Origin of the sequence: Burkholderia paludis (genome assembly GCF_000732615.1) — a bacterium.
In the GTDB taxonomy this organism is placed as follows: Bacteria; Pseudomonadota; Gammaproteobacteria; order Burkholderiales; family Burkholderiaceae; genus Burkholderia; species Burkholderia paludis.
In genome coordinates, this window is sequence record NZ_JPGL01000010.1 from 1 (window position 1) to 26,269 (window position 26,269).

The 26,269-nt window shown below is 69.5% G+C and carries 23 protein-coding genes; 5 read left to right on the plus strand and 18 right to left on the minus strand.

Annotation, left to right across the window (positions count from 1 at the left end):
• Positions 1 to 284: 284 nt before the first annotated feature.
• The 5 genes from GQ56_RS0106150 to GQ56_RS0106175 form a co-directional block, all read right to left on the minus strand.
• The gene (locus GQ56_RS0106150) at positions 285 to 1,415 is read right to left on the minus strand and encodes an IS110 family RNA-guided transposase (RefSeq protein WP_031397808.1); all 1,131 of its coding nucleotides are present in this window, start codon (positions 1,413 to 1,415) and stop codon (positions 285 to 287) included.
• A 125-nt stretch (positions 1,416 to 1,540) separates the two neighbouring features.
• The gene (locus tag GQ56_RS0106155; RefSeq protein ID WP_200877972.1) at positions 1,541 to 2,317 is read right to left on the minus strand and encodes an isochorismatase family protein; all 777 of its coding nucleotides are present in this window, start codon (positions 2,315 to 2,317) and stop codon (positions 1,541 to 1,543) included.
• A complete protein-coding gene (dapF, locus tag GQ56_RS0106160; RefSeq protein WP_031397810.1) occupies positions 2,289 to 3,140 on the minus strand; it encodes a diaminopimelate epimerase in 852 nt (283 codons plus the stop codon). Before dapF ends, GQ56_RS0106155 begins: the two co-directional genes overlap by 29 nt.
• 403 nt (positions 3,141 to 3,543) lie before the next feature.
• Positions 3,544 to 5,328 (minus strand): hypothetical protein, encoded by a 1,785-nt coding sequence (locus GQ56_RS40015; RefSeq protein WP_200877973.1) that lies wholly within the window; start codon positions 5,326 to 5,328, stop codon positions 3,544 to 3,546.
• A gap of 19 nt (positions 5,329 to 5,347) precedes the next feature.
• Positions 5,348 to 6,148 carry an AraC family transcriptional regulator gene (locus GQ56_RS0106175; RefSeq protein ID WP_052001430.1) on the minus strand — a complete coding sequence of 267 codons (801 nt, stop codon included), beginning with the start codon at positions 6,146 to 6,148 and terminating at the stop codon, positions 5,348 to 5,350.
• 266 nt (positions 6,149 to 6,414) lie between these two features.
• Here GQ56_RS0106175 and GQ56_RS0106180 point away from each other — a divergent pair, with 266 nt between their 5' ends.
• From GQ56_RS0106180 to GQ56_RS0106200, 5 genes are read left to right on the plus strand one after another with little or no spacing between them, the layout of a single operon-like run.
• Positions 6,415 to 8,610 carry a TonB-dependent siderophore receptor gene (locus GQ56_RS0106180; RefSeq protein WP_043301176.1) on the plus strand — a complete coding sequence of 732 codons (2,196 nt, stop codon included), beginning with the start codon at positions 6,415 to 6,417 and terminating at the stop codon, positions 8,608 to 8,610.
• Between the two features lie 28 nt (positions 8,611 to 8,638).
• Positions 8,639 to 9,478, plus strand: coding sequence for an ABC transporter ATP-binding protein (locus tag GQ56_RS0106185; RefSeq protein WP_152601672.1), 840 nt, complete (start codon positions 8,639 to 8,641; stop codon positions 9,476 to 9,478).
• Position 9,479: 1 nt separating this feature from the next.
• Positions 9,480 to 10,412: an ABC transporter substrate-binding protein gene (locus tag GQ56_RS0106190; protein ID WP_031397815.1), complete on the plus strand. Its 933-nt coding sequence runs from the start codon at positions 9,480 to 9,482 to the stop codon at positions 10,410 to 10,412.
• Positions 10,409 to 12,427, plus strand: a complete 2,019-nt coding sequence (fhuB, locus tag GQ56_RS0106195; protein ID WP_081894841.1) for a Fe(3+)-hydroxamate ABC transporter permease FhuB — start codon at positions 10,409 to 10,411, stop codon at positions 12,425 to 12,427. Before GQ56_RS0106190 ends, fhuB begins: the two co-directional genes overlap by 4 nt.
• A 32-nt stretch (positions 12,428 to 12,459) precedes the next feature.
• Positions 12,460 to 14,163: a cyclic peptide export ABC transporter gene (locus GQ56_RS0106200; protein ID WP_031397817.1), complete on the plus strand. Its 1,704-nt coding sequence runs from the start codon at positions 12,460 to 12,462 to the stop codon at positions 14,161 to 14,163.
• 179 nt (positions 14,164 to 14,342) lie between these two features.
• Here GQ56_RS0106200 and GQ56_RS0106205 read toward each other — a convergent pair whose 3' ends face one another.
• The 13 genes from GQ56_RS0106205 to GQ56_RS0106265 form a co-directional block, all read right to left on the minus strand.
• Entirely contained in the window at positions 14,343 to 14,906 is a 564-nt protein-coding gene (locus tag GQ56_RS0106205; RefSeq protein WP_031397818.1) for a GNAT family N-acetyltransferase, read from the minus strand.
• A 9-nt stretch (positions 14,907 to 14,915) separates the two neighbouring features.
• Positions 14,916 to 15,785, minus strand: coding sequence for a class I SAM-dependent methyltransferase (locus GQ56_RS0106210; RefSeq protein ID WP_031397819.1), 870 nt, complete (start codon positions 15,783 to 15,785; stop codon positions 14,916 to 14,918).
• A 47-nt stretch (positions 15,786 to 15,832) separates the two neighbouring features.
• A complete protein-coding gene (locus GQ56_RS0106215) occupies positions 15,833 to 17,017 on the minus strand; it encodes a citrate/2-methylcitrate synthase (RefSeq protein ID WP_031397820.1) in 1,185 nt (394 codons plus the stop codon).
• 13 nt (positions 17,018 to 17,030) lie between these two features.
• Positions 17,031 to 17,702: a class I SAM-dependent methyltransferase gene (locus GQ56_RS0106220; RefSeq protein ID WP_031397821.1), complete on the minus strand. Its 672-nt coding sequence runs from the start codon at positions 17,700 to 17,702 to the stop codon at positions 17,031 to 17,033.
• Positions 17,703 to 17,746: 44 nt separating this feature from the next.
• Positions 17,747 to 19,198 (minus strand): MATE family efflux transporter, encoded by a 1,452-nt coding sequence (locus GQ56_RS0106225; RefSeq protein ID WP_031397822.1) that lies wholly within the window; start codon positions 19,196 to 19,198, stop codon positions 17,747 to 17,749.
• Positions 19,191 to 20,426, minus strand: coding sequence for a phenylacetate--CoA ligase family protein (locus tag GQ56_RS0106230; RefSeq protein WP_031397823.1), 1,236 nt, complete (start codon positions 20,424 to 20,426; stop codon positions 19,191 to 19,193). Before GQ56_RS0106230 ends, GQ56_RS0106225 begins: the two co-directional genes overlap by 8 nt.
• Before the next feature lie 25 nt (positions 20,427 to 20,451).
• Positions 20,452 to 21,918 carry a class I adenylate-forming enzyme family protein gene (locus GQ56_RS0106235; RefSeq protein ID WP_031397824.1) on the minus strand — a complete coding sequence of 489 codons (1,467 nt, stop codon included), beginning with the start codon at positions 21,916 to 21,918 and terminating at the stop codon, positions 20,452 to 20,454.
• Positions 21,915 to 23,189 (minus strand): beta-ketoacyl-[acyl-carrier-protein] synthase family protein, encoded by a 1,275-nt coding sequence (locus GQ56_RS0106240; protein ID WP_031397825.1) that lies wholly within the window; start codon positions 23,187 to 23,189, stop codon positions 21,915 to 21,917. The genes GQ56_RS0106235 and GQ56_RS0106240 overlap by 4 nt, the downstream gene beginning before the upstream one ends.
• Complete coding sequence (locus GQ56_RS0106245; protein ID WP_031397826.1) at positions 23,186 to 24,283, minus strand: beta-ketoacyl synthase N-terminal-like domain-containing protein; 1,098 nt, start codon at positions 24,281 to 24,283, stop codon at positions 23,186 to 23,188. Before GQ56_RS0106245 ends, GQ56_RS0106240 begins: the two co-directional genes overlap by 4 nt.
• 86 nt (positions 24,284 to 24,369) lie before the next feature.
• On the minus strand, positions 24,370 to 24,726 hold the full coding sequence (locus tag GQ56_RS0106250) for an acyl carrier protein (protein WP_031397827.1): 357 nt from the start codon (positions 24,724 to 24,726) through the stop codon (positions 24,370 to 24,372).
• Positions 24,727 to 24,751: 25 nt separating this feature from the next.
• Positions 24,752 to 25,480, minus strand: a complete 729-nt coding sequence (locus GQ56_RS0106255) for an SDR family NAD(P)-dependent oxidoreductase (RefSeq protein ID WP_031397828.1) — start codon at positions 25,478 to 25,480, stop codon at positions 24,752 to 24,754.
• Positions 25,477 to 25,845, minus strand: coding sequence for a hotdog fold domain-containing protein (locus GQ56_RS0106260; RefSeq protein WP_235212650.1), 369 nt, complete (start codon positions 25,843 to 25,845; stop codon positions 25,477 to 25,479). The genes GQ56_RS0106255 and GQ56_RS0106260 overlap by 4 nt, the downstream gene beginning before the upstream one ends.
• A complete protein-coding gene (locus GQ56_RS0106265) occupies positions 25,845 to 26,234 on the minus strand; it encodes a hypothetical protein (RefSeq protein WP_235212643.1) in 390 nt (129 codons plus the stop codon). The genes GQ56_RS0106260 and GQ56_RS0106265 overlap by 1 nt, the downstream gene beginning before the upstream one ends.
• Positions 26,235 to 26,269 lie beyond the last annotated feature (35 nt).

A 26,269-nucleotide genomic window follows, 5' to 3' on the forward strand; every position in this document is an offset into this window, starting at 1 on the left:
GATATGACTCCCGCTGTCAATTGGGATCGGTTTTCAGTTCTCTCTGAGAGGTTCCATTCGAATTTCCTGAGGGCGGCGTAGCAGTACGTCTCGACGGTGGATCACGCTGATATCCGCGGATTGGCTACCGCATTACAGAGGTCCGCCCGATGAGCCTGCCGCTATCTAGCGTCGCAAGTCGAATCGGATTCGTTGCGTAGCCGTGGCGCGGGTTACTCGTGTGCCGGGCTACGCCGCCTTCAGGGAACTCCTTGCTCGGTGATTGAGGACTCGCGCTCGCCTGCTCAAGCCGCGCGCCTCTGCGGTTGCGAAGCAAGCGACATGGCAAGCTGGCTAATGTCCCAGATAAACCCGCTCAGTTCACGGGCAACCGCGACCACTGCAATGTTCTTCTGCTTGCCGCGTGCAACGAGCGTTCGATAGCGTCGGCACAGGCGTACCTGCGCGTCCCACGCTCGATCCACGATGGGTTTGGGAATCCCCTCGTGGCGGCGCTGAATCTCCGGACTGACACGGGCCGGATGCTGATAGCTCCATGCCGACTCGACGAGCAGCTTTCTCGCATAACTGTTGCCATTCTTGGTGATACTGCCCTGACGGCGCTTCTCGCCGGACGAGTGCTCGCTCGGCGTTACACCCAACCACGCCATCAATTGGCGGGGATGCGTGAAGCGTGACAGATCGCCCAACTCGGCAAGCATGCCGACCGCCGTGGTGAACTGCATGCCGCGCATCGTTTGCAGACCCAGTACTGCCGGATAAAGGCGCCAGGCAACCACTGCCTCGCGCAGTGCAGCTTCCAGTCGATCGCATTGCGCAAGACGATCCTCGATCGTGCGTCGATGTTCTTCGAACGCCAACTGCTGCCATGCGCTGTCGAACGCAAACGTGCTCAACCAGCGCCGGTGTGCTGCCCTCCAGTCGGCTCGTCCGGTATAGCTGACCCCGTGCGAAAGCAGAAAGGACTTCAGCCGCTGCCGCGCACGCTTCAGATCATCCTTGGCACCCACCCATGCCCGCGCCAGATCGCGAAACGCTTCGTCTTCGACGGTAGGGACATAGACTTCCGACAGGTCGTCAGCCCTGAGCGAACGCGCCAGTTTGATCGCGTCGCGCCGATCGGTTTTTACGCGCTCTCCCGGCTTCCTTGGAATCAGGGACGGTGCACACACCATGCAGTCGATCCCCTTCTGCTGAAGTTGACGGTAAAGCCCGTAACCACATGGGCCCGCCTCGTAGACAATACGGATGCGCGACGCCTTCGATTGCAGGCGCTTGCATAAGCGATCGATATCCGTCTTCGTGGTGCCGACCTTGCCGAGCAGTTCAACCTCGCCCATACCGAGCGCATAGGCGGCCGTGATCGACTCCTTATGGACATCGAGCCCGACGTACAGCGTGCTATCGTGTTCCATGCTGGCCTCCGTGCTGGAAATCGCCGGGTGCGGCCCTGTCCGCACCGTGCGGCTCTGGCAGCCATGCTAACCCGCGTTTGATTCCTCACGGCAGGCCAGCCTTTGCCCCACGGGAGTCATACTGACTAGCCCGCGCTCCGGTTGAACCGTGCGATCACGTCATCCGATGTCGTGACCTCGGCGTATTCGCCGTCGAGTATCGCCAGCGTCAGGCCGTGGACAGTCGCCGCGTCCCAGGATCGCCCGTCCTTTCCGGCCACCGGCACCGCTGTCGTGGTATCCGACGGCAGGATGATGCCGAATCCGAGTGCCTTGCCGGCGCGAACCGTCGCGTCGATGCTGTGGTGGACCACCACCCCCGTCAGTACCAACTGGCTCGCCCCCATGCCGCGCAGCACGCGCTCGAGATCGGTGCCGACGAACGCGCAGTTCTGGTGCTTGACGATGACGGGTTCGCCCGCGAGCGGCGCGACTTCCTTCTTGATGGCGTTCCACGGGCCGTGCGTGTGATAGCTCGAGGTGGGCGTCGGCTCGTCATGCTTGACGTGAAGCACCGGCCAGCCGTTTTGCCGCCAGTGCGCGAGGAGGCGCCGGATCGCGGCCAGATAACCGGGATGGCTCTTCCCTTCCCAGTTCGGCCGGTCGATCGCGTCCTGAACGTCGAGGACGACGAGGGGAATGGGGTGAAATTGATCGTTCATCGGTTGGTTGGCGATGGATGCGCTGGCGAAGGAATGCCGATCCGCGGACGCCGATTCGCGTGCCGGGCGGCAGGAACAACGACTGGATTTCCGGTTCGGCACCCACGATAGCAGATCGAACCGCAGGGCGATTGTCCGCGACGGGTACGACGCCGCGACGATGCCGGCGCGATCATCCGCGCCCGTCATCGAGCGGCGCAAAGCATTCGTCGTCGACGCTCAGGCAGCCGATACGCTGTACTGCGCCCTGCATGACGACTTGCCAGTCGTCGCCGATCCGCACGCGCAGGCGCCCGCCCGCCGTGTGCACGACGACGTCCGCCTCGCAGAAGCCGTGCAGGCGGGATACCGCGGCGGCCGCGCAACTGCTGGTGCCGGACGACAGCGTGTACCCCGCGCCGCGTTCCCAGATTTCGATCCGCAGATTATGTCGATCCAGCACTTTCACGAACTGCACATTGGTGCGCCGGGGAAACAGCGCATGCCGCTCGATCTGAGGGCCGAGCAGCCGGGCTTGCTCGCTGCTGACGTCATCCAGGAACACGACGCAGTGCGGATTTCCCATCGACACGGCGTTGATGCGCAGGTTCATGCCATTCAACGCCAGCGGCCAATCAATCGCTTCGGCGGCGGGCACGCTGACCGGAACGGCTTGCGCCGCGAAATCGGCTCTGCCCATGCGGACCTCGACGGATCGCCTGTCCTGCGCGACGCGGGCCCCCACCAGGCCGCCCGGAGTCAGGATATCGAACCATTCGTCCTGAACCCACGATCGGTCGCGCAGGTAGCGCGAGAAAATTCGCAGCCCATTGCCGCTCTTCTCCGCATCGGAACCGTCCGGATTGACGATCCGCAGCTTGAATTGCGTCGACGCGCGCGCTTCCAGTACCAGGATGCCGTCGGAACCCAATCCATGGTGCCGGTCGCAGACGCGACGGATTTGCTCGGTATTCAGCGCGAACTTCGCGTCGTCGGCATAGACCAGATAGTCGTTGCCGAGAGCGTGGTACTTGACGAATTGCATATGGAAATCCGTTGGCCGGCGCTGGCCGGTGGGGCCACCCTGCCCGTCTCTCCCGGCAGGCGTCACGTACCTTCGGCCGGGCAGCGGCCACCGCGTAGCGCAAGCGTCGGAACAGGCATTGCCGTCCTGCCCGGGGGGCCGGCAAGTATCGCGGCCCGGTGGTTTGCGTACGCACGCTTGCTGCCTTGCGCGTCGTGGTGGCCGGCTCGGCGAGAGAAGGCGTATCCGGGAGTCTATCGCGAAGCCAGCCAGACCGTGATTCAGGACGTGCGCGCAGCGCCCCGGAATCCGGGTTTGTCGCGACGGGCGCTCTTGCGTGCGTGGTTGAAGCCGGTCACGAGGAAACGCAGCAAGCCGTCCGCCTCGCGTCGCGGCATGCGCCGTCTCGATGCGGCGCAACCGATCAGGTCGGACCCAGGTCGCGGCCGTCGCGATCGACGCCCAGCCGATCGCGAAAATCGTCGAAACCCGCGCCGAAGAAACCGAAGAACCGCGCCGTCGGCCGGTTCCGGTCGTCCAGCAACCCGAAATGCCGGCCGACGCCCCGCCCGACCGACATCAGCGTGCCCGCCGAATGGTTCGTGCCCGCGAAACCATTGCGGATCAGGCGTTGCTTGCGTGCGTCGGGCGTCGTTTCGACCAGTTCGCAATATCCGGTCAGTCCCGCGCAAACGAAACACACCTGTTCGCGCTCGTCGCCGGCGACGAATTCAGGCTCCCCATGGTTCGCCGTCGTCAGGTCGCCCTCGCCCTCCGCCTCGGCCGCGATTGCCCGAATCTCCTCGAGCGAGCGCTCATGCAGATCGAGTTCGCGCTCGCCGAGCGGAAAACAGTAAGCCTGGAAATTCCGCCTGAAGGCATCGTCCAGTCCGGCCTGTGCCGGCTCGTTCAGCCACTGCTCGAAATCGGCCGGATCGGGATGCGCCGGCTCGGTTTCGCGATAGACGCGATAGGCGTGCAACACACGGCCGAACGGATGCCCGGTCGGCACCCAGTTCCCCCCTTCGTCGCGCACCATCGGCATGTCGTCGGAAACGGCGGCGGCGGCGGTGCCAACGCCGCTTCCGCTGGCATGGGCCAGGCTCCGGAGGTCGTACCCGATCATGAAGAGCGCAGCCTCGAGCGCATGACACCGCGCCGCCATCGGGCTCACGCCGTCAACCTGCGGCTCGTCGTCAAACCACGCCGTGCGCCCGAGCACCTCACGGAGGATCCAGCCGGTGCGCACCTGCCAGCGCGCCCAGCATGCCCGCGGCACCTGGTTCGTATAAAACTGCGGCGCCCGCGCAAAACCGAGCGCGCCCGGATCGCGGATCTGCGCGCCGCGCGCTTGTCCCGACGGGAACCCGAGAAGCTCGTGCCGGATGCCGGTGCTCTCGGCATCCCGCCGGAACAACTCGTACAGCATGGCCAGTGCCGCGCCGACCCGGCTGTCGTAGATCGGCGATCCCGTCACGTCGAATAGCGCATGCACCTTGGTCATCCCGGCGTCGAAGCGCTCGACGTTGCGGGCGTGCAGGTCGTCCGTCTTCTGCGAACCCGCCAGCGCGAACAGCGGCGCAAGCGACTGCAGGTACGTGCAGAACGCGCGTCGCCGAACCTTCGACCGGATGAACGGAATCGCGCTGTGGACACCGCCCCAGCGCAACACCTCGCGCGCCGCCGCGCCGGCCCGCGCGTCGTCGCCATCGGCAACGCTCGTGCGCAGCAGGACGCTCAACCGGTGGAGGGACGACCGCGTCGTTGCCCAGTCCTGCGACGCGACCCGTCGCCCCGTGCCGGGATCGAGCCATTCGTTGCGCCAGCAGTAATGCGCGAGAACGTCCTCGATACCGTCCACGCGTACGTCGAGCCCGCCCGGCACGAACTTGCTGCGGGCAAATCGCAGGTGTACGGGCAGCGTCGGCAGATGCTCGACGAGCCAGGACACGAAATCCGCTACCGGACGTTGTTCCAGAAATGCATGGCGGTCCATCGATTCTCCGGGTTCGACGATCGGGACGGTTTTCATCGGGTATCGCATCCGGCCCATGCGCCGCTCGCGAGATCTCTCGCCAGACGAAGCGCGACGGCGACGGCAACGACAGCCGCGCGGTGGCGCACCCTGCGCGAATGACGCGTGGTCGCGAATCGGCGCCCCGCGCCGTCCGCGCTCTCGTTGCGGGTCGATGCGCTCGACTGCCGGCAACCGCTGGGCGCGCGTTGCGTCATGCCGCGGCCGGCCCGCCGAACTGCTGCCGGAACTGCTGCGGCGTGCTGCCGAACGCGCGCTTGAACATCACGGTGAAGGTGCGCACGTCCGCGTAACCGAGTTCCTCGGCGACCTGCGCGACCGGCACGCCGATCGAGAGCCGCGACATCGCTTCCGCGAGCCGTAGTTGCTCGCGCCATTTGCCGAAGCTCATCGACGTCTCCTGGCGGAACAGCCGCGCGACCGTGCGCGAGCTGGCGCCGATCCGCTCGGCCCAGCGCTCCAGCGTATCGGCGCTGGCGGGCTCGGCGATCAGGTTGTCGCAGATCTGGCGCAGCCGCGCGTGAGCCGGCAGCGGCAGGCGCGCCGCCGACGGCTCGTGCTTCGCGTCCTGCAGCAACCGCAGGATCAGCGGCACGATCAGCTCCGCGCGGTTCTCCTCGGCGTCGTCGGCGCGGGCGTCGAACAGGCCGAGGATCAGCGCGCGCAGCAGATCGCCGACGGGAATCGCCCGGCACTCCTGCTCTTGCGGCGCGAGCACGTCCGGATCGATGTAGAGCGTGCGCATCGCGACCTGTCCGACCATATGCAACGCATGCTCGACTTGCGAACCGATCAGCAACGCATTGCCAGGCGTCAGCATCCACAGGCCGAGCGGCGTGACGACCCGCACGATGCCGCTGGTCGCATACACGAGCTGCGCGCGGTGATGCACGTGCGCGATTTCATGGGTGCCGTCGACGTAGTCGATCGCCTGCGCGATCACCTTCCGCGTGGCGAAACCGTCGCCGAAGGTCTGTAACACGGGCTTGCTCATGGCTCAATCAGCTACTCTTTTCGAGATAATCCATCAAACCGGACAAAAATGTCCATTCTTGTGCCGAAGTTGTCCTGACTGACGACAAGACCCCGGATTATAGTGGCGGCTGGTCCGGTTCAGGACCGCGCGTTCCGCGCTCAGCAGTCATACCCCCACCCGCGTTTCCACCCTGCCGATGGCCGTCAGAGCCCTGGCAGTGCAACACCTTGAAAGTTAGTGCGAATCATTCGCGCCATCATTTACCAACGATTGAAGGAAGCAACATGAGCACCGGGGTGTATCGAGCCGTCGCGTTGAACAACGCTTTATTGATCTGTCTGCTGGGCGGCCTCTCGGCCGCGCATGCGCAAACGCCGCCGAACGAGGCGCCCGGGAACGACGGAACGCTGCCCGCCGTGCGCGTGACGGGCCAGCGGGCCGCGTCGCAGACCGGCGACGCCGCCGGCTACGTGCCCGTCACGGCGGTGACGGCGACCAAGACGGACACCCCGCTGATCGAGACGCCGCAGTCCGTGTCGGTCGTCACGAGCGACCAGATGACCGCCCAGGGGGCGCGCAGCGTCGCCGAGGCGCTGCGCTACACGGCCAGCGTGCTGCCGGAAATCTACGGCGATTCGTCGGGCGGCTCGCCATACCTGTACAGCCGCGGCTTCGTGCTCGAACAGTTTCTCGACGGCACGCGCATGCCGAGCGACGCCGGGTACGGCTACGCGATCCCGAACTTCGATCCGTACGGGCTCGAGCGCATCGACGTGCTGCATGGCCCGTCGTCGGTGCTGTACGGGCAGGCCAACCCCGGCGGCCTCGCGAACCTGGTCAGCAAGCGGCCGACCACGACGCCGGTCCACGAGGTGTTCTTCTCGACGGGCAGCCACAATCGCGCCGAACTCGGCTTCGATCTCGGCGGCGCGCTGACGGCCGACGGCAAGCTGTCCTACCGCCTGACCGGCACGGGGCTCGACGCGGACACGCAGGTCAACGGCGTGAAGCAGCAGCGCATCTACATCGCGCCGGCGCTCACGTGGAAACCGGACTCGGACACCACGCTGACCGTGCTCGCGAAATACCAGCACGACCCGAGCGTCGGCTACTTCAACTACGTGCCGGCGATCGGCAGCGCGCTGTTCAACCCGAACGGCAGGATCTCGAGCCACACGAACGTCGGCGATCCCGATTTCGATCACCATACGCGCACCCAGTATTCGGTCGGCTATACGTTCGAACACCGCTTCGATCCCACCTGGACGTTCCGCCAGAACCTGCGCTACACGGTGGTGAGCGACGATCTCGCGAACGTGTTCCCGTTCCCGAACGGCTACGTTGCCGGCTCGACCACGACCATCAACCGTTACGCATTCAGGAACGAGGAAACCGGCAAGTTCTTCGACGTCGACAACCAGGCCCAGGCCCGGTTCTCGACGGGGCCGCTGGCCCACACCCTGCTGTTCGGCTTCGACTTCCAGCGCGTGCTGTACAACGAGACGGTGGGCTCGAACTTCGTCGAGCCGTCGCTGAACCTGTTCAACCCGGTGTACCTGCCGATCACCGCGCCCAAGACCACGTCCGACGACATGGTGCGCATGAAGCAGTTCGGCGCGTATGCGCAGGACCAGATCGCGTACGGCAAGTGGCGCTTCCTGGTCGGCATGCGCGAGGACTGGACCTCGTCGGAAGACAACAACCCGCTGCAGGGCTACGACATCGCGCAGTCGTCGCGCGCCTTCACCTGGCGGACCGGCGTCGTCTACCTGTTCGACAACGGCCTCGCCCCGTATGCGAGCTACGCGAAATCGTTCGATCCGCAGATCGGCCTGACCTACGCCGGCGGCCCGCTGCGACCGCGAACCGCGCAGCAGTACGAAATCGGCGTGAAGTTCCAGCCGCAGAACTACAACAGCTTCGTGACGGCGGCGCTGTTCGACCTGCGCGAGCGCAACGTCGCCAGCAGCGATACCGATCACCCCGGCTACAGCCTGCAGATCGGCGAGGTCCGCGCGCGCGGGCTCGAACTCGAAGGCCATGCGAGCCTGAGCGACAACCTCGACATCGCCGCGTCGTACACGTACCTCAGCAGCGTCACCACGGAATCGAACCTGACCGGCACGACGCTGGCCGGCGCGGCCGTGTCGCTGCAGGGGCTGCAGACGTGGGGCATTCCGCGCCACGTGGCCGCCGCCTGGTTCGACTACACGCTGCATGGCGGCACGTTCCGCGGCCTCGGCTTCGGCAGCGGGCTGCGCTACATCGGCGGCAGCTACGACCAGACGAACACGGTCCACGTCGGGGCGCGCACGCTGGTCGACGCGACGGTTCACTACGACACCGGCACGCACTGGCTGTTCTCGCTGAACGGCAAGAACCTGTTCAACCGCACCTACGTGGCGTCGTGCCGCACGGGCACCATCTGCCAGTACGGCGACGGCGTGGAAGTCCTCGCCACGGCCCGCTATCGCTGGTGAGCAGGGAGAATCGAACGTGCTGACCGACATGCGCGCATCGTCGCCCGAACGAACGCCGGACCCGCGCGCGGCGCCTGCGGGCGCCGCCGCCGCGCCCCCGCTGTACCGGCTCGACGGCGTATCGTTCCGGGCCGACGGCCGCGTCCTGCTGCAACCGCTCGACCTGACGCTCGGCGCCGGACGCATGATCGCGCTGATCGGCCACAACGGCTCGGGCAAGAGCACGCTGCTCAAGCTGCTCGCCCGCCAGCAGCGGCCGTCGGGCGGCTCGGTGCGGCTGCACGGCACCGGGCTCGACGCATGGCCGGCGCGCGATTTCGCGCGGCAGGTCGCGTACCTGCCGCAGCATCCGCCGCTGGAAACCGGCATGACCGCACGCGAACTGGTGGCGCTCGGCCGCTACCCGTGGCGCGGCCCGTTCGGCCGCCTGCGCGCCGACGACCATGCGCGGATCGACGAGGCGCTGCGCGTGACCGACACGCTGCGCTTCGGCGACGCGCTCGTCGACCACCTGTCGGGTGGCGAACGGCAGCGCGTGTGGCTCGCGATGCTGGTCGCGCAGGGCGCATCCTGCCTGCTGCTCGACGAGCCCACGTCGGCGCTCGACATCGCGCACCAGATCGAGGTGCTGCGGCTGCTGCGCGAGCTGACCGACGCCCAGCGCCTGACCGTCGTCATCGTGCTGCACGACATCAACCTCGCCGCCCGCTTCTGCGACGAACTCGTCGCGCTGCACGGCGGCCGGCTGCTCGTCAGCGGCACGCCGGCCGAGCTGATGCGCGGCGACGTACTCGAATCGATTTACGGTATTCCCATGGACATCGTCATGCATCCGCATAGCGGCAGCCGTCTCGGCGTGGCGCGCTGACATGCGGCGCCGCCCTTTCCTGAGCACCGCGCTGCTCGCGCCGCTGCTCGCCGCGACGTTGCCGGCGGCGCGCGCCGCGCTGCCCGCGCGCGAACCCCGGATCGTCGTGCTCGACTGGGGCCTCGCGGAAACGCTGCTCGCGCTCGGCGTCACGCCGGCAGGCGTCGCCGAGATCGACGCGTACAACGACAGCGTGGTCGCGCCGCGCGTGCCGGCGCGGGTGCCCGACGTCGGCCTGCGTCTCGCGCCCGACCTCGAACTGCTTCAGCAGCTCGCCCCCGACCTGATCCTGATCAATTCGAGCCAGGAATCGCAGCGCGCGATACTCGAACGCGTCGCGCCGGTCCGTGCGTTCGCGGTGTATACGGATGCCGGCGCGCCCTATCGCCACTCGGAAGACATCACGCGGCAGCTCGCCGCGCTGTGCGGCCGCGCGAGCGCGGGCCAGGCGCTGATCGATGAGGTCGCAGGCGCGATCGCGGCAGACCGCGCGCGCCTCGCCGCGCACCGGCGCACGCTGCAACCGACGCGCGGGGCGCCGCGGCCGCTCTACCTGATCCGCTTCTTCGACAGCCGCCACATCGGCATCTACGGCGCGCGCAGCCTGTTCCAGGACGTGCTGGACGCGCTCGGCGTCGCCAACGCGTGGCGCGGCCCGACCGACTACTGGGGGATCGGCGTGGCCGGCATCGAGCGGCTGGCCGCCACGCCCGACGCCGACGTGCTGTGGTTCGATCCGCTGCCCCCCGGCGTCGCGCGCACGCTGGCGGCCAATCGCCTGTGGCACGCGCTGCCGGCGGTAAGCGCCGGGCGCGTCGCGTCGCTGCCGCCGTTCTGGGGCTTCGGCATGCTGCCGTCGGCGGCCCGCTTCTCCCGCGTGCTGACCGCGTCGCTCACGCGCCCGGGCGCCTCCGGCGCAGGGAGCCGCGCATGAACGTCGTCAGTGTGCGCGCGCCGCGCCTGCCGTCCCGCGCGTGGCTGCCGGTGCTGGGCACCGCGATCGCGCTGGCGCTCGCCGTCTCGCTCAGCCTCGCAAGCCTGTCGGCGCTGCTGCCGCCCGCGCTCTGGTGGCGCGCGCTGTGGTCGCCGGACGCGCATGCGCTGCCGCAGATCGTCGTGCACGACAGCTGGTTGCCGCGCCTGCTCGTGAGCTGGCTGTGCGGCGCCGTGCTGGGGCTGGCCGGCACGGTGTTCCAGCAGGTGCTGCGCAATCCGCTGGCCGAGCCGATGACGCTCGGCGTGTCCGCCGGCGCCCAGCTCGCGCTGACCGCGGCGACGCTCTGGGCCCCCGTGCTGCTCGCGAGCGCGCAATGGGTCGCGTTCGGCGGCGCGCTGCTGGCCGCGCTGATCGTGTTCGGCCTGTCGTGGCGCAGCGGCTTCGCGCCGGCCGGCGTCGCGGTCGCGGGGCTCGTCGTCACGCTGTACTGCGGCTCGATCGTCGTCGCGTTGCAGCTGTTCCATGCGCCGTACCTGCGCGGCCTGTTCATCTGGGGCGGCGGTTCGCTCGTCCAGCAGGACTGGAGCAGCGTGACGCTGCTCGCGTCGCGCCTCGCGATCGGCGGCCTGTGCGCGCTCCTGATGCTCAAGCCGATGACGCTGTTCGGCCTCGACGACGCCAACGCCCGCAGCCTCGGCCTGCCGCTGCAGCACATGCGGCTCGCCGCGCTCGCGCTGGCGGTGGCGTTGAGCGCGGCCGTCGTGGGGGCTGTCGGCGTGATCGGCTTCGTCGGTCTCGCGGCGCCCGCGCTCGCCCGCCTGTCCGGCGCGCGGCGCCTGCCGCAGCGCCTGCTGAGCGCGCCGCTGTACGGCGCGCTGCTGCTCTGGCTCGCGGACCAGGCCGTGCAGCGCCTGTCGGGCGCGATGGGCGACCTGTTGCCGACCGGCGCCGCGACCGCGCTGTTCGGCGCGCCGCTGATGCTGCTGCTGCTCGCCCGTGTGCATCGCGCGACGCATCTGTCTGCCCGCCCGGAGAACGCGGGCCGTGCCGGCGTCGTCGGCGCACGGGTGCTGCGCCGGCGCGCGCTCGCGCTCGTGCTGCTGACGATCGCGGCGGGCGCGCTCGCGCTGGACTTCGGCCGCGGCGTGCAAGGCTGGCACTTCAGCACGCTGGACGAACTGTCCCGCATCGCCGTCTGGCGCGTCCCGCGCGCCGGCGTGGCCGCCGCCGCCGGCGCGATGCTCGCGGTCGCGGGCACGCTGATGCAGCGCCTGACCGGCAACCCGCTCGCGAGCCCCGACGTGCTCGGCGTCAGCAGCGGCGCGGCGCTCGGCCTCGTCGTGCTGGTGCTCGCCGGCTGCGACACCGGGCATGCCGCGCGTCTCGCCGCGACGTCGGCCGGCGCATTGACGGCGCTGGTGTCGATCCTGTGGTTCTCGCGGCGCTCGCGATTCGCGCCGGACCGCGTGCTGCTCGCCGGCATCGCCGTCGGCGCGCTGTTCCAGGCGGTCGTCGCCGTCGCGATCGCGGGCGGCGGCGAGCGCGCGGTCGCGCTGCTGCAATGGCTGGCCGGCTCGACCTACACGGTCACGCCCGGCGACGCGCTGCATGCCGCGGCATTCGCGCTCGTGCTGTGCGCGCTCGCGCCGCTCGGCGATCGCTGGCTGCAGATCCTGCCGCTCGGCGACGCGTCCGCGCGGGCGCTCGGCGTCGCCCCGCGCGGCGCCCGCCTCGCGCTGCTGATGCTGATCGCGCTGCTGACCGCGGCCGCCACGCTGATCGTCGGGCCGCTGTCGTTCGTCGGCCTGACCGCGCCGCATTTCGCGCGCCTGCTGGGCGCGCGCCGCCCGCGCCAGCAGATGCTGATGGCCGCGCTGATCGGCATGCTGACCGTCGTCACGGCCGACTGGCTCGGCCGCGTGCTGCTGATGCCGCGCGAGCTGCCGGCCGGCCTCGTCGCGACGCTGATCGGCACCCCTTACCTGATATGGCTGCTGGGCCGGCGCCGCTGAACGCGGAAGCCGGCGGAAACGAGGAACCTTCGATGCTTGTGCAACTTTTCAGACTGCTCAAACGGCTCTGGCCGATCAGCGTGCTCGCCACCACGATGGGCGCGGCGAGCGGCATCGCGACCGCGGCGCTGCTCGCGCTCACCAACCGCTCGCTGCACGAGGGCGGCGCGGCGCTGCCCGGGCTGCTGTGGGGCTTCACCGGCCTGTGCGCGCTGGCGCTGGTCGGCGAGATCGTGTCCGACATCGGCAACAACCTCGTCGGCCAGCGCGTGATCGCCGCGCTGCGGCGCGATCTGTGCGGCAAGATCATCGCCGCGCCGCTGCGCCAGATCGAGGCCTCCCGCACGCACCGGCTCGTCACCGCGCTGAACCAGGACATCGATACGATCAGCGCGTTCGCGTTCCTGTTCTCCAGCCTGGCGATCGCGACCGCGACGATCGTCGGCTGCCTCGGCTACCTGTGCGTCCTGTCGCCCGCGCTGCTGGGCGTCGCGCTGGTCGCGCTCGCGCTCGGCTCGGTCGTGCAGGCGCTGGCCCGGCGCGTCGGCATCCGCCGCTTCGGCGCCGCGCGCGAGGCCGAAGACCGCCTGCAGAAGCACTACCGCTCGATCACCGACGGTGCGAAGGAACTGCGCCTGAACCTCCCGCGCCGCCGTTTCGTCTACGAACACGAGCTGTCCGGCACCATCGACGCGATCAGCCGCCTGCGGGTGCGCGCCGCCAACGTGTTCGTGAGCGCGAATGCGTTCGGCTCGCTGCTGTTTTTCGTCGTCGTCGGCCTGATGCTCGCGCTGCAGCGCTGGACGCCCGGCGCCGACCGCGCGGTCGTCACGGGGTTCGTGCTGGTGCTGCTGTACATGAAAGGACCGATCCAGGAGATCGTCTCCGCGTTGCCGTCGATCGGCCGCGCGCAGGTCGCGCTCCAGCGCATCACGGAACTGTCCGCCCGGTTCTCGACCCGCGAGCCGTCGCTCGTCGACAGCGCGCCGGCGGCCGACGCGGCAGCGCGCGCCGACGCCTTCGGCACGCTGTCCCTCGACGCGGTCCGCTACCGTTTCGCGCAGCCGCAGGACGAACGCGACATGCCGGCCCAGGGCGGCGGCGGCTTCGAACTCGGGCCGCTCAGCCTGACGATCGAGCGCGGCGAAACGCTCTTCATCGTCGGCGAAAACGGCTGCGGCAAGACGACCCTGATCAAGCTGCTGCTCGGCCTTTACCGGCCCGACGCCGGGCAATTGCGGCTCGACGGCGAGCCGGTGGGCGACGCGCAGCTCGACGCCTATCGCCAGCTGTTTTCCGCCGTGTTCTCCGACTACTACCTGTTCGATACGCTGCTGCCCGGCGAAGCCGACCTCACCGCCGAGGCGCGGCGCTACCTGGAGCGGCTCGGGATCTCGCACAAGGTCGCGATCCGCGACGGCGCGTTCTCGACCACGGACCTGTCGACCGGCCAGCGCAAGCGGCTCGCGCTCGTCCATGCGTACCTGGAGCGCCGCCCGGTGATGGTCCTCGACGAATGGGCGGCCGATCAGGACCCGACGTTCCGGCGCATCTTCTATACCGAGATCCTTCCGGACCTGAAACGCCAGGGCAAGACGCTGATCGTGATTTCCCACGACGACCGCTATTTCAACGCCGCCGATCGCTATATCCGCCTCGACGAAGGGCGCATCGTCGAGGACGTGCGGCTTCGCCCGGTGGCGCCCGCCGCGCCGGCGGCGGTGCGTGTGTCGTGACGGGGCGAGCGGCGCGGGCGCACGCTTCGGCGTTGCGCCGGGCCTGGCGCGACGCTGCCTCGCCGGAGCGGCCCGGGCCGTGTTCCGCACGCCAGCGGGCCGCGTCCGCCACGCTCGCGTGACGAACATGGCCCGCGATGGCGCGAAAGGCGCACGTCGCCGCTCGCGCGGCGCCCCCGTCAATCGCCCGCCCGCCGATACCGGAAATACTGCTTGTCCACCCACTCGACGCCACGCCGCCCGTCGCTGAGCATGTCGTTCGGCACCTTCACCGACCCGAACGGCTCGAACCCGAGCCGCACATAGAGCCGGTGCGCGGCGAGCGCATTGCCGTTGCTGCGCACGATCACGTCCCGGCAGCCTGGCGCCGCTTCGTCGACACAGCGCCGCACCAGCGCTTCGCCGAGCCCGCGCGAACGCCAGCCCGGCGCAACCGCCAGTTCGGCGATCGACGTCACGGGCCCGTCGCCGAGCGTCGCGCGCAACGACGCCGGCAGCTTGCGGTCGTAACCCGAATCGGCCGACAGCAGGAACCCGGCGAGCGTGTCGCCGGCCAGCCACAGATGGCAGCGCGCGGCGTGCTCGTCGAACAGCCGGTAGATCCAGCCGCGCTCGCCCGCCTCGTCGAGATAGTGTCCGGCGTACGCGCCGGTCGTGAACGCCTCCATGTACAGGGCGAGCACCGGCCTCTCCCACGCATGGAACAGGCCGATCCCGCCGGAGTGCAGCTCGCACGTCGTCATCCCGCCCTCCTACCGTTCGAGCGCATAGGCCGTGCTCACCAGCAGCGACGAGCACAGCGACGCCAGCCGCACCAGCGGCAGCCCGGCCGCATCGAAGCCGTAGTTCGGATAGAAGTACTGCCCGAGCCCCTGCACCTGCCGCTCGATCACGATCACGCGACGATCGCGCGGCGCCGTCTCGACGATTCGTCTGACGATCTCCACCTTGTTCTCGATGTGGATCGACAGGATGACGATGTCGCACGCGCCGTAGTCGTACGCCGCGCCGTCCGCGTGGACCATCGCGATCGCATCGCGGCGATAGCGCGCCGGGTGCAGCGCGCACAGGTGATCGACGAAACGCTCGCCGGTCCTGAGCGATTCCTCGCTGAGATCCAGCCCGACGATGCGCGCGCCGCTGAACGACTGCATGAACAGCAGCGACAGCGGCATCCCGCCCGAGCCGACCATCGCCACCGTCGCATCCGCGGACATGTCCGACAGGAACATCTCGGTTCGCGCGAGCAGCCGGTAAATTTCCGCGTAGTACTCCTTGATGATCAGCAACAATCCCTCGCTCGACGGCCCGGCGCGCAGCACGTCGCTCATCTGCCGCTCGAAGCGCACCTCGTTGTCGAGCGACAGGGCCTGGAAGCGCTTCATGTACTCGCGCACCGTCGCGTCGCGCAGGAAGCGCTCCGTCTCGTGTGCATCGAGCAACGGGGACAGCAGGTAGTTGCGGATCAGCAGCGTCTTCGCGAAACACGCGCGCAGATCGTGCCGGTCCGGCGACTCGAACAGCTCGTCGATCCAGCGGTGGATCTGGGTCTTCACGAAGTCGATGCGGTGCTGGGTATCGTTGGCCGCGCAACGCGGCGCGAGCGGCAGGGTGGTCGGCATGTCGGTGTCGATCCGGTCTCGGGTTGAGGGGTGCCGGCGGGCCGGCGTCAGATCCAGGCTTTCGGCAGCGCGGCCAGGCGCTCGCGCGCCATCGGGCGGGTCTGGCCGAACGGCGGATGGGCCTTCTTCTGCAATGCGTGCGCGAGCATGGTCGGCGTGCGCGCGAACAGGAATACCGGCGTGGCCAGCACGGCGGGCACGCGCAGTTCGAGCAGGATCGCCGCGGCGGCCGCGTCGATGTTCGGCGGCAGGCCGCGCAGGTCCCGCATCGCCTCGCACACCGCCCGATACGCATCGAACGCCGCGCCGTCGACCCCCAGCCGCGCGGCATGGCGCTCGAGCGCGGCCGGCCGCGGATCGCGCTCGAGCAGCGGGTGGCCGAAGCCGGGAATCCGGTCGCCCGCTTGCACGCGCTGCGCGATGCGCTCGCGGATCGCCGCGGGCGCCTGGCCGACGAAGCTCGCGAACAAGCGCGTCGCGTCGCTGCAGGCGCCCACGTGCGCGGGGCCGCTGCCCGTCAGGCCCGCGATCAGGTTCAGGTCGACGCTCGCATAGGTGCTGGCCGAGAAGCGCGGCAACGCGATGGTCGGCGCGACGAGACCGAAGCCGCCGTGCAGCGCAACCAGCAGGACGTCGAACAGGCGGGCGTGCGCATCGCCCGGCGCACGGTCGACGAGGCAGTCCAGCACCGCCGCGCTGAAACCTCGCGCGGCGTCTGCCGGCGGCGGCCCGGCCGTCGCGCCGCCGGCGCCCTCGCCGGCCGCCGCGCGCCACACCGCCAGCAGGCGCGGCAACGCGGCGACGATGCCCAGGCCCGCCGCCACGTCGTCAGCCTGCCCGATGCCGCGCAGTGCATCGGGCAACGCGACCGGCCGCGCCTGCGGGCCGGCGGCGAGCCCGGCCGCGATCGCCGCGACGAGAAACGCCTCGGGCCGACGCTGACGGCCGGCCAGTTGCGCGACGAGCCGGCGGTCGTCGGGCGGACCGTCGTCGGCCAGCGTCGCCGCCAGCGCGCGATCGAGCGCGCGCACGTCGCCGGCGTCCGGCATCCGGCCCGCGAGCACGTGCAGGATCGCGGCGGTGAAATCGACGGAATCGATCAGTTGCAGCAGATCGACGCCGCGCACGGCGAGCCGGTCGGGCGCGATCGATACGGCGTCGATCTCGCCTTCGTCGGGCGCGGCGCGCGGGCGGGTAGCATCCCGCACCGGCAGGTCGTGGTCGGTTCGCATCGGCGCGCCCCGTTTATTGTCGCGCCGGCTTCGCGATCAGCACCTCGAAGCCGATCGCGAGCATTCCCGAGCCTTTCGACACGGTGGCGTACTCGCCGATGCCGGCCTCGCGCAAGTGCTCGACCGACTCCGCGACCGTGAACTTGCCGTCGAGGTGGACGGGATGCACGCCCGCGGCCGCGCGCCGCTCGTTGAAGAACGCGAGCGCTTCCGGATCGGGATCGCTGCAGGGCTCGTGAATCAGCGCGAAGCCGCCGGGCGCGAGCGTGCGGAAAATCTCCCGGTATGCGCCGACGGGATCGGCCCAGTGATGCACGACCGAACGGCCGATCACCGCGACGAACGTCCCGTCGTCGAACGGCAGCGCGTGCACGTCGCCCGCGCGGATCTCGATACGCTCGCCGAGCCCTTCCGCGCGCACGTTCTGCTCGGCGCGCCGCACCATGTCGTCGTAGTAGTCGACCCCGACGAAACCCAGCGGCGCGAGCGACGGCACACGGGCCAGCTCGATCAGCGTGCGCGCGGTGCCGGTGCCGACGTCGAGCAGCCGCCCCGACGCGATGCGCCGCTGCGCGAGTTCGTGCTCGACGCGCTGCACGAGGTTGCGGTTCCATTCGAGCGTAAACGTGTCGACGTAGTGATCGTAGGTATCGGCGTTGACTTCGGCGGGGGTGTTGGTGCGCATGCGGGTCTCCAGTCGTGAGGTCGAGGGGTAAAGCGGTCGCGGCATCATCCGGCCGCGGGTCGCGCGCCGGCCGGGGCGGCGCCGGGCGCCGCGCCGAGCCTGCGCATGAGCCGCAGGAAGATCGTCAGGTACACCGCCTGGCGCACGACGCTCACGCCCGCCAGCAGCGCGAACAGCTGCGCGAGCGCGAGATGATGCGTGACGCCGAGGTAGATCGCGCCCGGCGTGACGGCCCAGGAAAAGAACAGCCCGAGCGCCATCGCGCGCGCCGGGCGCTCGAGGATCTGGAAGCAGCCCGTCACGAGGTTCGTCAGCAGGTAGCTGAAGACGAACAGCGGCACATAGTCGAGCAGCGCGGTCGCCACCTCGATCACGCCGGCGTCGGACGCGAGAAAGCGCAGCGCGAGCGGGCGCAGCAGGAAGAACGCGACGCTGATCGCGGCCGTGAACAGCACGCCCAGCAGCATCACCGACTGCAGCGCCGCGCGGGACGGCGCCCGGCTGCGCACGAGATGGCCGATCCGGATCATGAACACCATGCTCAGCCCCTTGATGAGGATGAAGCCGATCGTCATCAGCTCGAAGCCGATGCCGTAGCCGCCGATCGCGCGCACGCCGTAGCGGGCGATCATCGAATAGACGGCCGTGTTCGCGAGGAACGTCAGCGATTCGAGCGCGGCCGACGGCAGGAAGATGTTCAGCAGCCGTCGCTGCGTCGGCCATTCCAGGCCGGGACGCGGCAGCGCGACCTGTTCGCGGCGCAGCCGCGGGCGGATGCAGCGGATGCTCCAGCCGAGGTACAGGCTCTTGGTGATCCACGAGGTCAGCGCGAGGCCGAACAGTTGCAGCGACGGATGCTGGCCGAACAGGCCGAACACGAGCAACGGATCGAGGAGGTTGTTGACCACGCCGCATGCGATGCTGATGCGCGCGGGCGACTTGGTATCGCCATACGTGCGCATCGCCGCCGACAGCGCGGTGCTGAGCAGCGTGAGCGGGAAACTGCCGACCACGAGCGCGTAATAGCCGAACATGCGCGCGTCGCGGAAATGGCCGCCGGAAATGAAGGTCATCAGCGGCGCCCGCGTGCCGATCAGCACCAGCACCACCAGCACGCCGACGCCCGCCGCGAACACCAGGCTCTGCACGAACAGCCGCCCCTGCTCCTCGCGCGGCGCCTTCGCGAACACCGCGACGAACGACTCCTCGAAACTCTTCGCGAGCAGGAACAGAAAGGTGGCCACGCTGCCGTTGACGAGCGCGAGCAGCGCCATGTCCTCCGCCGGCAGGTCGCGGATCCATCGGTAATCGAACAGCGTCATGCAATAGCCGAAGATCGACGACAGCACCATCGGATAAAGCATCAGCCAGGTCGCTCGCACCTCGGCCGCGAACAGCCGCATGCGCTCGGCCCGCGATGCCGGCGCGGTGCTCGCGGCGGTCGCGGCGGTCGCGGCGGTCGCGGCGGGCAGGACGGTCGCGCGATCGTCAGACATCGGCATGCCTCTCGTCAATCAGGCGCGGCAGCTTCTGGCGCACCGAGAAGCGCAACGCGTCGCGGCCGAGCACGTCGATGCGGCCCTCGCCCTTGTCGATGCACTCGCGCACGTCCTCGATCTCGCACAGCGCACCGGCCAGCAGCGGCGCGAGCGGCTCGAGTTCGTCGTCGCCCAGGTCGACGGCGACCGTCAGGCAATCGCGCCCCTGCGCGTCGGCGTGCAGGCGAAACTGGCAGTCGAGCGGCCGGCCGGCGCGCGCCGCGAGTCGCCCGGCCAGCAGCTCGACGCTGACGAGATTGCCGGCGAACTTGAAGCGCTGATCCGCGCGGCCTTGCAGCACGACGACCGACCCGCCCTCGCCGCACGTGCAGCGCACCGACGGCCCCACGCGCACGCGATCGCCGACACGGTAGCGCAGCATCGCGAGGCCCGGGTTGGCGCGGCTGGTCACGAGCAATTGCCCGTCCTCCTCTTCGAGGAAGAACCAGTCGTCGAGCACGTGGTAGTGCCCGTGCGCGCAACGCGGCGTGTGATAGCCGAGAAACCCCGTCTCGGTGGTGCCGTACAGCCCGTGGAACGCGGCATCGGGCCAGCGCCGCAGCACGATCGCGCGCTTGCGCTCGGCAAACGCCTCGCCGGTGTAGAGGATCTTCGTCACGTCGAGCGCGAGGCCGTGCGCGTCGAGCAGCCGCAGGCACTGCAGCACGCTCGTCGGCGTGCCGACCAGGACGTTGGGGCGGGCGCGGCCGAGCAGGTTCAGCATCGCCGGCAGGTCGGCGCCGTACGCGTCCAGCCGCCCGACCGGCAGCACGTTCGCGCCGATTGCTTCCAGCAGCCGGTTCACGCCGTCGTACAGCGTCGAGAAGCCGCCGGCCGTAAACAGGTTCGCCACCCGGTCGGTCGGCGCGATCGCCCGGCCCGCCAGCGCGTTCGCGAGCGCCCGGCCGTACGTCGCGTCGGGCCGCTTGCGCGCCGGCGCGCTGAGCAGCAGCTTGACCTCGCCGCTCGTGCCCGATGTGGTGTAGAACGTCGCGCCGGCAAGACCGTCGTGGTCCAGGCGATCCAGCACGCGCCGCTTCAGGTCGTCGGCCGTCTCGATCGCGACCTGCGCGCGGAACGCCGCGTAGCTGGCCACGCCGGCCGGCAGCAGGCGCGCATAGCGGGCATCGTACGAAAGCGCCTCGCTCACGGCGATCGAATCGAAGCGGGTCGTGCGGTCGGACATCGTGGGCTCCAGGTTCGGGCGGCGGTCACGCGCTTGCGCGCAGGAGACGCAATGAGATCTTGCCGGTGCTCGTGACGGGCAGGTCGTCGACGAACTGCACGTCGGCGATGCGCGGATACAGCGGGAACGCGGCGCGGTAGCGGCTCAGGATCCGCGCCTTGAAATCCACGTCGGCGCCAGCCGGCGCCTGGCAGGGCACGACGAACACGGTCAGCGCGCCGGTCTGCGGATCGGCGAGGAAATAGCTTTTCGCGATGTCGTCGAACGCGTCGAAGTACTGGTGCAGCAGGCTGACGTTGATGAGCCGGCCGTTGCACTTGACCGTCTCGTCCTTGCGGCCGACCCAGAACACGATGCCGTCGTCGCGGCGAAACACCAGGTCGCCCGATTCGAGCGTCGAGAAGCGCTGCAGGCTGCCGTCGGGCAGCAGGTAGCCGTGCATCGCATACGGCGTGCGGTAATGCAGATGGCCGGTCTCGCCGGGGGCGCATGGCCGGCCCTGCGCGTCGACGATCCACAGCTCGATGCGCGGATCGATCGGGCGACCCGGAGCGAGCACCCCCTCGAAGCAATACGAATCGAGACGCGGCAGATCGTCCGGCGTGAGCGGCAGCGCGAAGATCCGCGGCCCGGACTCGGTCTGGCCGAAGTTGTTCCACACGCACGCGCCGAGCGCGAGCAGGCGGCGCACCTGCGCGGCGTAGATGCGGTCGGACGCGTTGAGCACGACGATCCCGTCGAGCCGCATCCCGCGCGTCGCCTCGACCAGGTCGCACACGCGCTCGGCAATGCTGCGGATCAGCGGCACGAAGCTGATCCGGCCGCTGCCCAGGTAGCCGAGCACCTCCGGCGCGGTCAGCGACACCCGTTCGAGCCAGACGGTCGCGCCGGCCAGCAGGCCGTTCATCATCGTCGAGAAGCCGTACATGTAGTGCGTGGGGAACATGCACAGCACGCCGTCGCCGGGCCGCACGCCCAGATAGCGGCCCACCGCCAGCGCGTTCTCGACGAGCTGCGCCTCGTCGTAGACGACCAGTTTCGGCGCGCTCGTCGTGCCCGACGTCATGAACACGATCTGCGCGCGCGGCGCGTCGGCGCCGGCCCACGCGGCCGCGTCGGGTCCGGGCGCTTCGGCGTCGGCCGCCGCGGGGTCGAGCACGACGACCGGCAGCGCGTCGCATGCGATCGAGCGGGTCGCGACGACCGCGAGCGCGTCGAGCCGGTACTGGCGCAGCGCGGCGGGCAGCATCTTCGGGTCGCACAGGACGATCCGGCAACCGAGCGTCGACGCGAGCAGCGTGAACAGGAAATAGTCGAACCCCGAGAACCCGACCGCGATCAGGCAGCCGCGCCCGAGCAGTTGCGGCTCCAGCGCGCCGAGCGCGCGCCGGGCGGCCCTCAGCCGCGCGCGCAGGTCGTGCGCCGTGAGGCGCGCTCCATGCAGCACGATCTGCCAGTTCGCATCGCGGGCAAGCAGCGACGTGAACTTCATGCGTCCGCTCCTTCCAGCACGAGCGAGGCCGCGAGCCCGCCCATGCCGAACGAGTTCTTGAGCACGCGCCGCGCGTCGCTCGGCGTTGCGGTGCGCACCACGTTGACGGGGCACTCGCGGGCCTGCTCGTCGAGGTTGATGGTCGGGGGAATGAAGCGCTCGCGCAGCCCGATCGCCGTGTTCAGCACCTCCATCGCGCCCGCCGTCGCGATCAGGTGGCCGTGCTGCGACTTGTTGGCGGTAACGGGCATCTCCGGCCGCATCGGGAAGATCGCGCGGATCGCCTCCGACTCGTGCCTGTCGTTGAGGATCGTCGAGGTGCCGTGCGCATTGACGTAGTCGATGTCGGCCGGCGCGCATCCCGCATCGTCGAGTGCGCGCTGCATCGCCAGCCGCATCTCGAGCGACTGCAGGTGCGGGATGACGATGTGCTCGGCGGCCAGGCTCGCGCCGTAGCCGGCGACGCGCGCGAGCGGCGTCTCGCCGCGAGCGCGCACGGCCGATTCGCGCTCGATCAGGAACAGCACCGCGCCCTCCGCCAGCACGAAGCCCGAGCGGCGCACGTCGAACGGCCGCGAGCGATGGCGGGGATCGAGATTCAGGTCGGTCGAGATCACGTCGAGCGATTCGAGCCGCGCGAGGTTGAGCGGATTGACCTTGCCGGACACGCCGCCGACGATGGCCGCGTCGACGCGCCCCTGGCGCAGCGCGAGCATGCCCATCCCGATCGCCTGCAGCGACGCGGAGCACAGGCCCACGTGCGCGAGCGCGCAGCCGCTGAACGGAATGTGCCGGTGAATCGCGCCGAACACGGAAGTCGCGTCGCCGCTCACGAACTCGCTCATGCGCATGTGCGACACGAGCACGCGGATCAGCGCATCGCGCGACTTGTCGCCGTTCACCCGGTCGACCAGTTCGAGCGCGCTCTGCACGTCGGTGGCCGGCACGTCGACGCCGACCAGGCAGCCGATGCGCTCCGGCGCGTAGTCGCGCACGACGAACGGCGCCTGCGCGAGCAGCCGCGCGGCGGCGAGGTCGCCGTAGAGCTGCTCGGCCGGAATCCGCCGCGCGGCGGGCCAACGCACCCGCTCGTTGCCTTCCTCGGGCACGCCGGCGTGGCGGGTCGTATAGGTCGAGCAATCGAACTTCTCGATCGGGCGAATGCCCGAGCGGCCTTCGCGCAACGCGGCATGCAGTTCGTCGTAGCTGCCGCCGAGCGGCGTGACGGCGCCGAAGGCGCTGATGACGATGGCGTCCGATCGCGGCTTCATCGCCCCACCCCGCCCAGTTTGCGCACCAGGATCGCGCCGAGGCCCGACGACACGCCGATGCCGTTCACCAGCACGGGCGCGCCGGCCGGAATCGCCGGATCCGCGAGGGCCAGCACCAGATCGATCAAATTGTTCGCCCGGCCGGTATAGCCGACATGCGGCTTGTACGCATGCAGGACGGCGTTCGGCCAGGCCTGCTGCACGGCATGGCGCTCCGCCCTGCCCAGCGACGGCTCGCCGTTCTGGTACAGCACGACGTGCGGCACGCCCAGCGCGGCCTCGCCGGGGAAGCGGGCGAACAGCCTCGACCAGTCGCCGCTCGACACGGACGTGTCGGGCTTGTACAGCGAATGGACGTCGAGCACCTGCGCGCAGGGTGCGACGCCGTCGCGCGGCGCGCGTTCGACGATCGCGCCGGCGGCCCCGAATGCGGGAATGATGCCGACCGGGTGCGTCGCCGTGCGCAGCAGGCCCATCTTCTCGAACGCGCCGAGATTGTCGGCGGACGTCATGTCGCCGACGGCCGCGATGACCGCCCGGTCGATCGCGCCGCCCTCGATCTGCCGGTGCGCCTCCTCGAGCGCGCACAGGCTGGTGAGCGACATCCGCTGCAGCGGATAGCCTTCGCCGCGCAGCCCGTACAGCTTCGAGATCTGGTACAGCGCATTGGTCGTCAGGAGGCGCAGCATGTCGAGCGGATTCAGGTGCGTCTTGACCTCGCCGAAGTATCCGCAACTGTCGAGGCCGCGCCGCTCGTGCAACGGCGCGAGCACGGCCATCGTCGCGTCCTCGCCCTCGACGCCGGTAAACACCGCGAACCGTTCGCGCTCCCCGGCCGTATAGGGCCGGCCGGCCGACGCCGCGTCGAACGCCTCGGCCGCGACCTGCAGCGCGAGGCGCGAACCGGGGTTCAGCAGCGAACGATCCTCGCGCGCCATGCGCTGCACGAGCGGAAACGGCAGGTTGACGCGCGCATAGTCGGCGGCCCGCGCGGCCGGCGCGAGCGGCGCGCGCGCCGCGAAGTCGGCGCCCTGCAGCGACGCGATGTCGGGAAAGACGGCCGTCGCGATGCCGAGGCCGGTGATGTACGACATGGCAAGTCCCCCTTCACGTGAGTCTGAAACCGGGCGCGCGCGGTCGCGCCGCGCGGCGTGCCTGCGAGGCGGCGTAACGGCGCGGCTCAGCCGAACTGCGCGATGCGGCGCTCGATGTAGTTCACCGAGAAGTGCTCGTAGAGATCCTGCAGGCTGCACTTCTCGTGGCCGTTCCAGCTCATCACGTCGCACACCTGACGCCAGCCGTCGTCGGTCCATTCGGTGCCCGTGTGGCATTGCGGGTCGAGCAGCATCCGGTTGAACGGCCACAGATTTTCGAGGCTGATGCGGTTGTCGACCTTGTCCTTGAGCTCGTAGCACAGGTCGACGTAGTCGATCGAGCTCATGTTCAGTTCGCGGAACAGCGACGCGGAGTCGGCCACCTGCTCCGGACCGCTCAGATAGAGGATTTGCGCGACGATGTTCTTGATGTCTTCCTTCATGATCCACTCTCCTTGAGTCACGGGTTCAGCCACTGATGTTTTCGCCATTGCCGAGATCGATCACGCTTCCGGTCGTTTCGAGCGAGCCGTTCGCGAGCAGGACGACCGCGCGCGCCACCTGGTCGGGTTCGAGGATCTTGCGCATCGGAATCTGGCGGTAGAACGCCGCCGCGTCCTGCGACGCGAGAAAGCGCTCGAACAGGTCGGAGCGCACGAAGCCCGGCGCGACCGCGTTGACACGCACGCCGAAGCGCGCCATCTCGAGCGCGAGAGTCTTCGTGAAACGCTCGATGGCTGCCTTCGACGCGCCGTACGCGCCGTTGCCGATCTTCGGCTTGCGCGCGGCGATCGACGACACGTTGACGATCGCCCCGTGCCGGCGCGCCTGCATCCCCTCTCCGAACGCATGGCAAAACGCCATCGTCGCGCCGAGGTTGATCCGCAATGCTTCCCAGTAGCGGGCGAACGGGCTGCCGAGCAGCATCGCGTCGTCGTTGATGCCCGCGTTGTTCACGAGCACGTCGACGGCCGCCTCCGCGTTCACGCGATCGGCGAACGCCTGCACGGCTTCCCAGTCGCCGCCGTCGACGCGAAAGCCGCGCGCCGCGCCGTCGTGTGCGTGCGCCAGCGCGTCGGCCAGCTCGGGATTCGATCGATAGGTGAAGTAGACGGTATGGCCGTCGGCGATCAGCGCTTCGACGATCGCGCGCCCGATCCCGCGGGTGCCGCCCGTCACAATGGCGAGTTTGCTCATGCGCGGTGCTCCCAGCTGAGGATGCCGTCCATCACGCTCTGGCCGTTCGCGTTGCGCAACTCGACGTGCGCGGTCGTGCGCGCGCCGTCCTGCTGCAGGCGCCGCAGGCGCGCACTCAGGCGCTCGCCCGGCCGCACCGGGCAGATGAAGCTGACCTTGCGCAGCGTGAGCGGCGGATGCGGCCGGTCCGCCGCGAGACCGAGCGCGTCGAACAGCATCGCGATCGCGAGGCTCAGGCTGAACGAACCGGGCAGCACCGGAAAGTGCTCGAAGTGCTCGTCGAAGAGCGGCGCCTCACTCGCCACGTCGATCACGCCGAAGTGTTCGCCGGCGATCGTGGGCGCCGGCGTCGCGGTGGCGGGCATCACGGCCGTTCTCCCGGCACGGCGGACGCGGGCAGGCGAGCCGGCATCAGCGCGACGAACACGGTGCCCGACGCGACGGCCGGATACGTGCCGGCACCGGCGTCGGCGTCGCGCGCCGATACCTCGACACGGTATCCGTCGCCGTGTTTCGCGACGGTGCCCGCCAACGCGAGCCGCGGGTAGCCGTCGACGCGGCCGAGCGCCAGTTCGCGCAGTTGCGCGGGCACCATCAGCGCCGGCTCGCCGTGCATCGCACGCGCCGCCTTGACCGCGAACTGATGCAGCGCTTCGATGACGAGCAGCGCAGGCCGTGCGCTCGACCAGTCGCGATAGCGCCGCGGATCGGCATCGCCCGCGAAGCGTGCGGGATCGGACGGATCGCGGATCACTCGACAAAGGGCAAGAAAGCCAGGCCGCGCCGTCT

What these genes read in the sequence shown, in the direction of transcription:
- GQ56_RS0106180 (WP_043301176.1), top strand. Translation starts at nt 6,415, where the DNA reads ATGAGCACCGGGGTGTATCGAGCCGTCGCGTTGAACAACGCTTTATTG.
- GQ56_RS0106185 (WP_152601672.1), top strand. Translation starts at nt 8,639, where the DNA reads ATGCGCGCATCGTCGCCCGAACGAACGCCGGACCCGCGCGCGGCGCCT.
- GQ56_RS0106210 (WP_031397819.1), bottom strand. Translation starts at nt 15,785, where the DNA reads ATGCCGACCACCCTGCCGCTCGCGCCGCGTTGCGCGGCCAACGATACC.
- GQ56_RS0106150 (WP_031397808.1), bottom strand. Translation starts at nt 1,415, where the DNA reads ATGGAACACGATAGCACGCTGTACGTCGGGCTCGATGTCCATAAGGAG.
- fhuB (WP_081894841.1), top strand. Translation starts at nt 10,409, where the DNA reads ATGAACGTCGTCAGTGTGCGCGCGCCGCGCCTGCCGTCCCGCGCGTGG.
- GQ56_RS0106260 (WP_235212650.1), bottom strand. Translation starts at nt 25,845, where the DNA reads ATGCCCGCCACCGCGACGCCGGCGCCCACGATCGCCGGCGAACACTTC.
- GQ56_RS0106240 (WP_031397825.1), bottom strand. Translation starts at nt 23,189, where the DNA reads ATGAAGCCGCGATCGGACGCCATCGTCATCAGCGCCTTCGGCGCCGTC.
- GQ56_RS0106175 (WP_052001430.1), bottom strand. Translation starts at nt 6,148, where the DNA reads ATGAGCAAGCCCGTGTTACAGACCTTCGGCGACGGTTTCGCCACGCGG.
- GQ56_RS0106205 (WP_031397818.1), bottom strand. Translation starts at nt 14,906, where the DNA reads ATGACGACGTGCGAGCTGCACTCCGGCGGGATCGGCCTGTTCCATGCG.
- GQ56_RS0106190 (WP_031397815.1), top strand. Translation starts at nt 9,480, where the DNA reads ATGCGGCGCCGCCCTTTCCTGAGCACCGCGCTGCTCGCGCCGCTGCTC.
- GQ56_RS0106235 (WP_031397824.1), bottom strand. Translation starts at nt 21,918, where the DNA reads ATGAAGTTCACGTCGCTGCTTGCCCGCGATGCGAACTGGCAGATCGTG.
- dapF (WP_031397810.1), bottom strand. Translation starts at nt 3,140, where the DNA reads ATGCAATTCGTCAAGTACCACGCTCTCGGCAACGACTATCTGGTCTAT.
- GQ56_RS0106230 (WP_031397823.1), bottom strand. Translation starts at nt 20,426, where the DNA reads ATGTCCGACCGCACGACCCGCTTCGATTCGATCGCCGTGAGCGAGGCG.
- GQ56_RS0106200 (WP_031397817.1), top strand. Translation starts at nt 12,460, where the DNA reads ATGCTTGTGCAACTTTTCAGACTGCTCAAACGGCTCTGGCCGATCAGC.
- GQ56_RS0106250 (WP_031397827.1), bottom strand. Translation starts at nt 24,726, where the DNA reads ATGAAGGAAGACATCAAGAACATCGTCGCGCAAATCCTCTATCTGAGC.
- GQ56_RS0106215 (WP_031397820.1), bottom strand. Translation starts at nt 17,017, where the DNA reads ATGCGAACCGACCACGACCTGCCGGTGCGGGATGCTACCCGCCCGCGC.
- GQ56_RS0106245 (WP_031397826.1), bottom strand. Translation starts at nt 24,283, where the DNA reads ATGTCGTACATCACCGGCCTCGGCATCGCGACGGCCGTCTTTCCCGAC.
- GQ56_RS0106225 (WP_031397822.1), bottom strand. Translation starts at nt 19,198, where the DNA reads ATGTCTGACGATCGCGCGACCGTCCTGCCCGCCGCGACCGCCGCGACC.
- GQ56_RS0106220 (WP_031397821.1), bottom strand. Translation starts at nt 17,702, where the DNA reads ATGCGCACCAACACCCCCGCCGAAGTCAACGCCGATACCTACGATCAC.
- GQ56_RS0106255 (WP_031397828.1), bottom strand. Translation starts at nt 25,480, where the DNA reads ATGAGCAAACTCGCCATTGTGACGGGCGGCACCCGCGGGATCGGGCGC.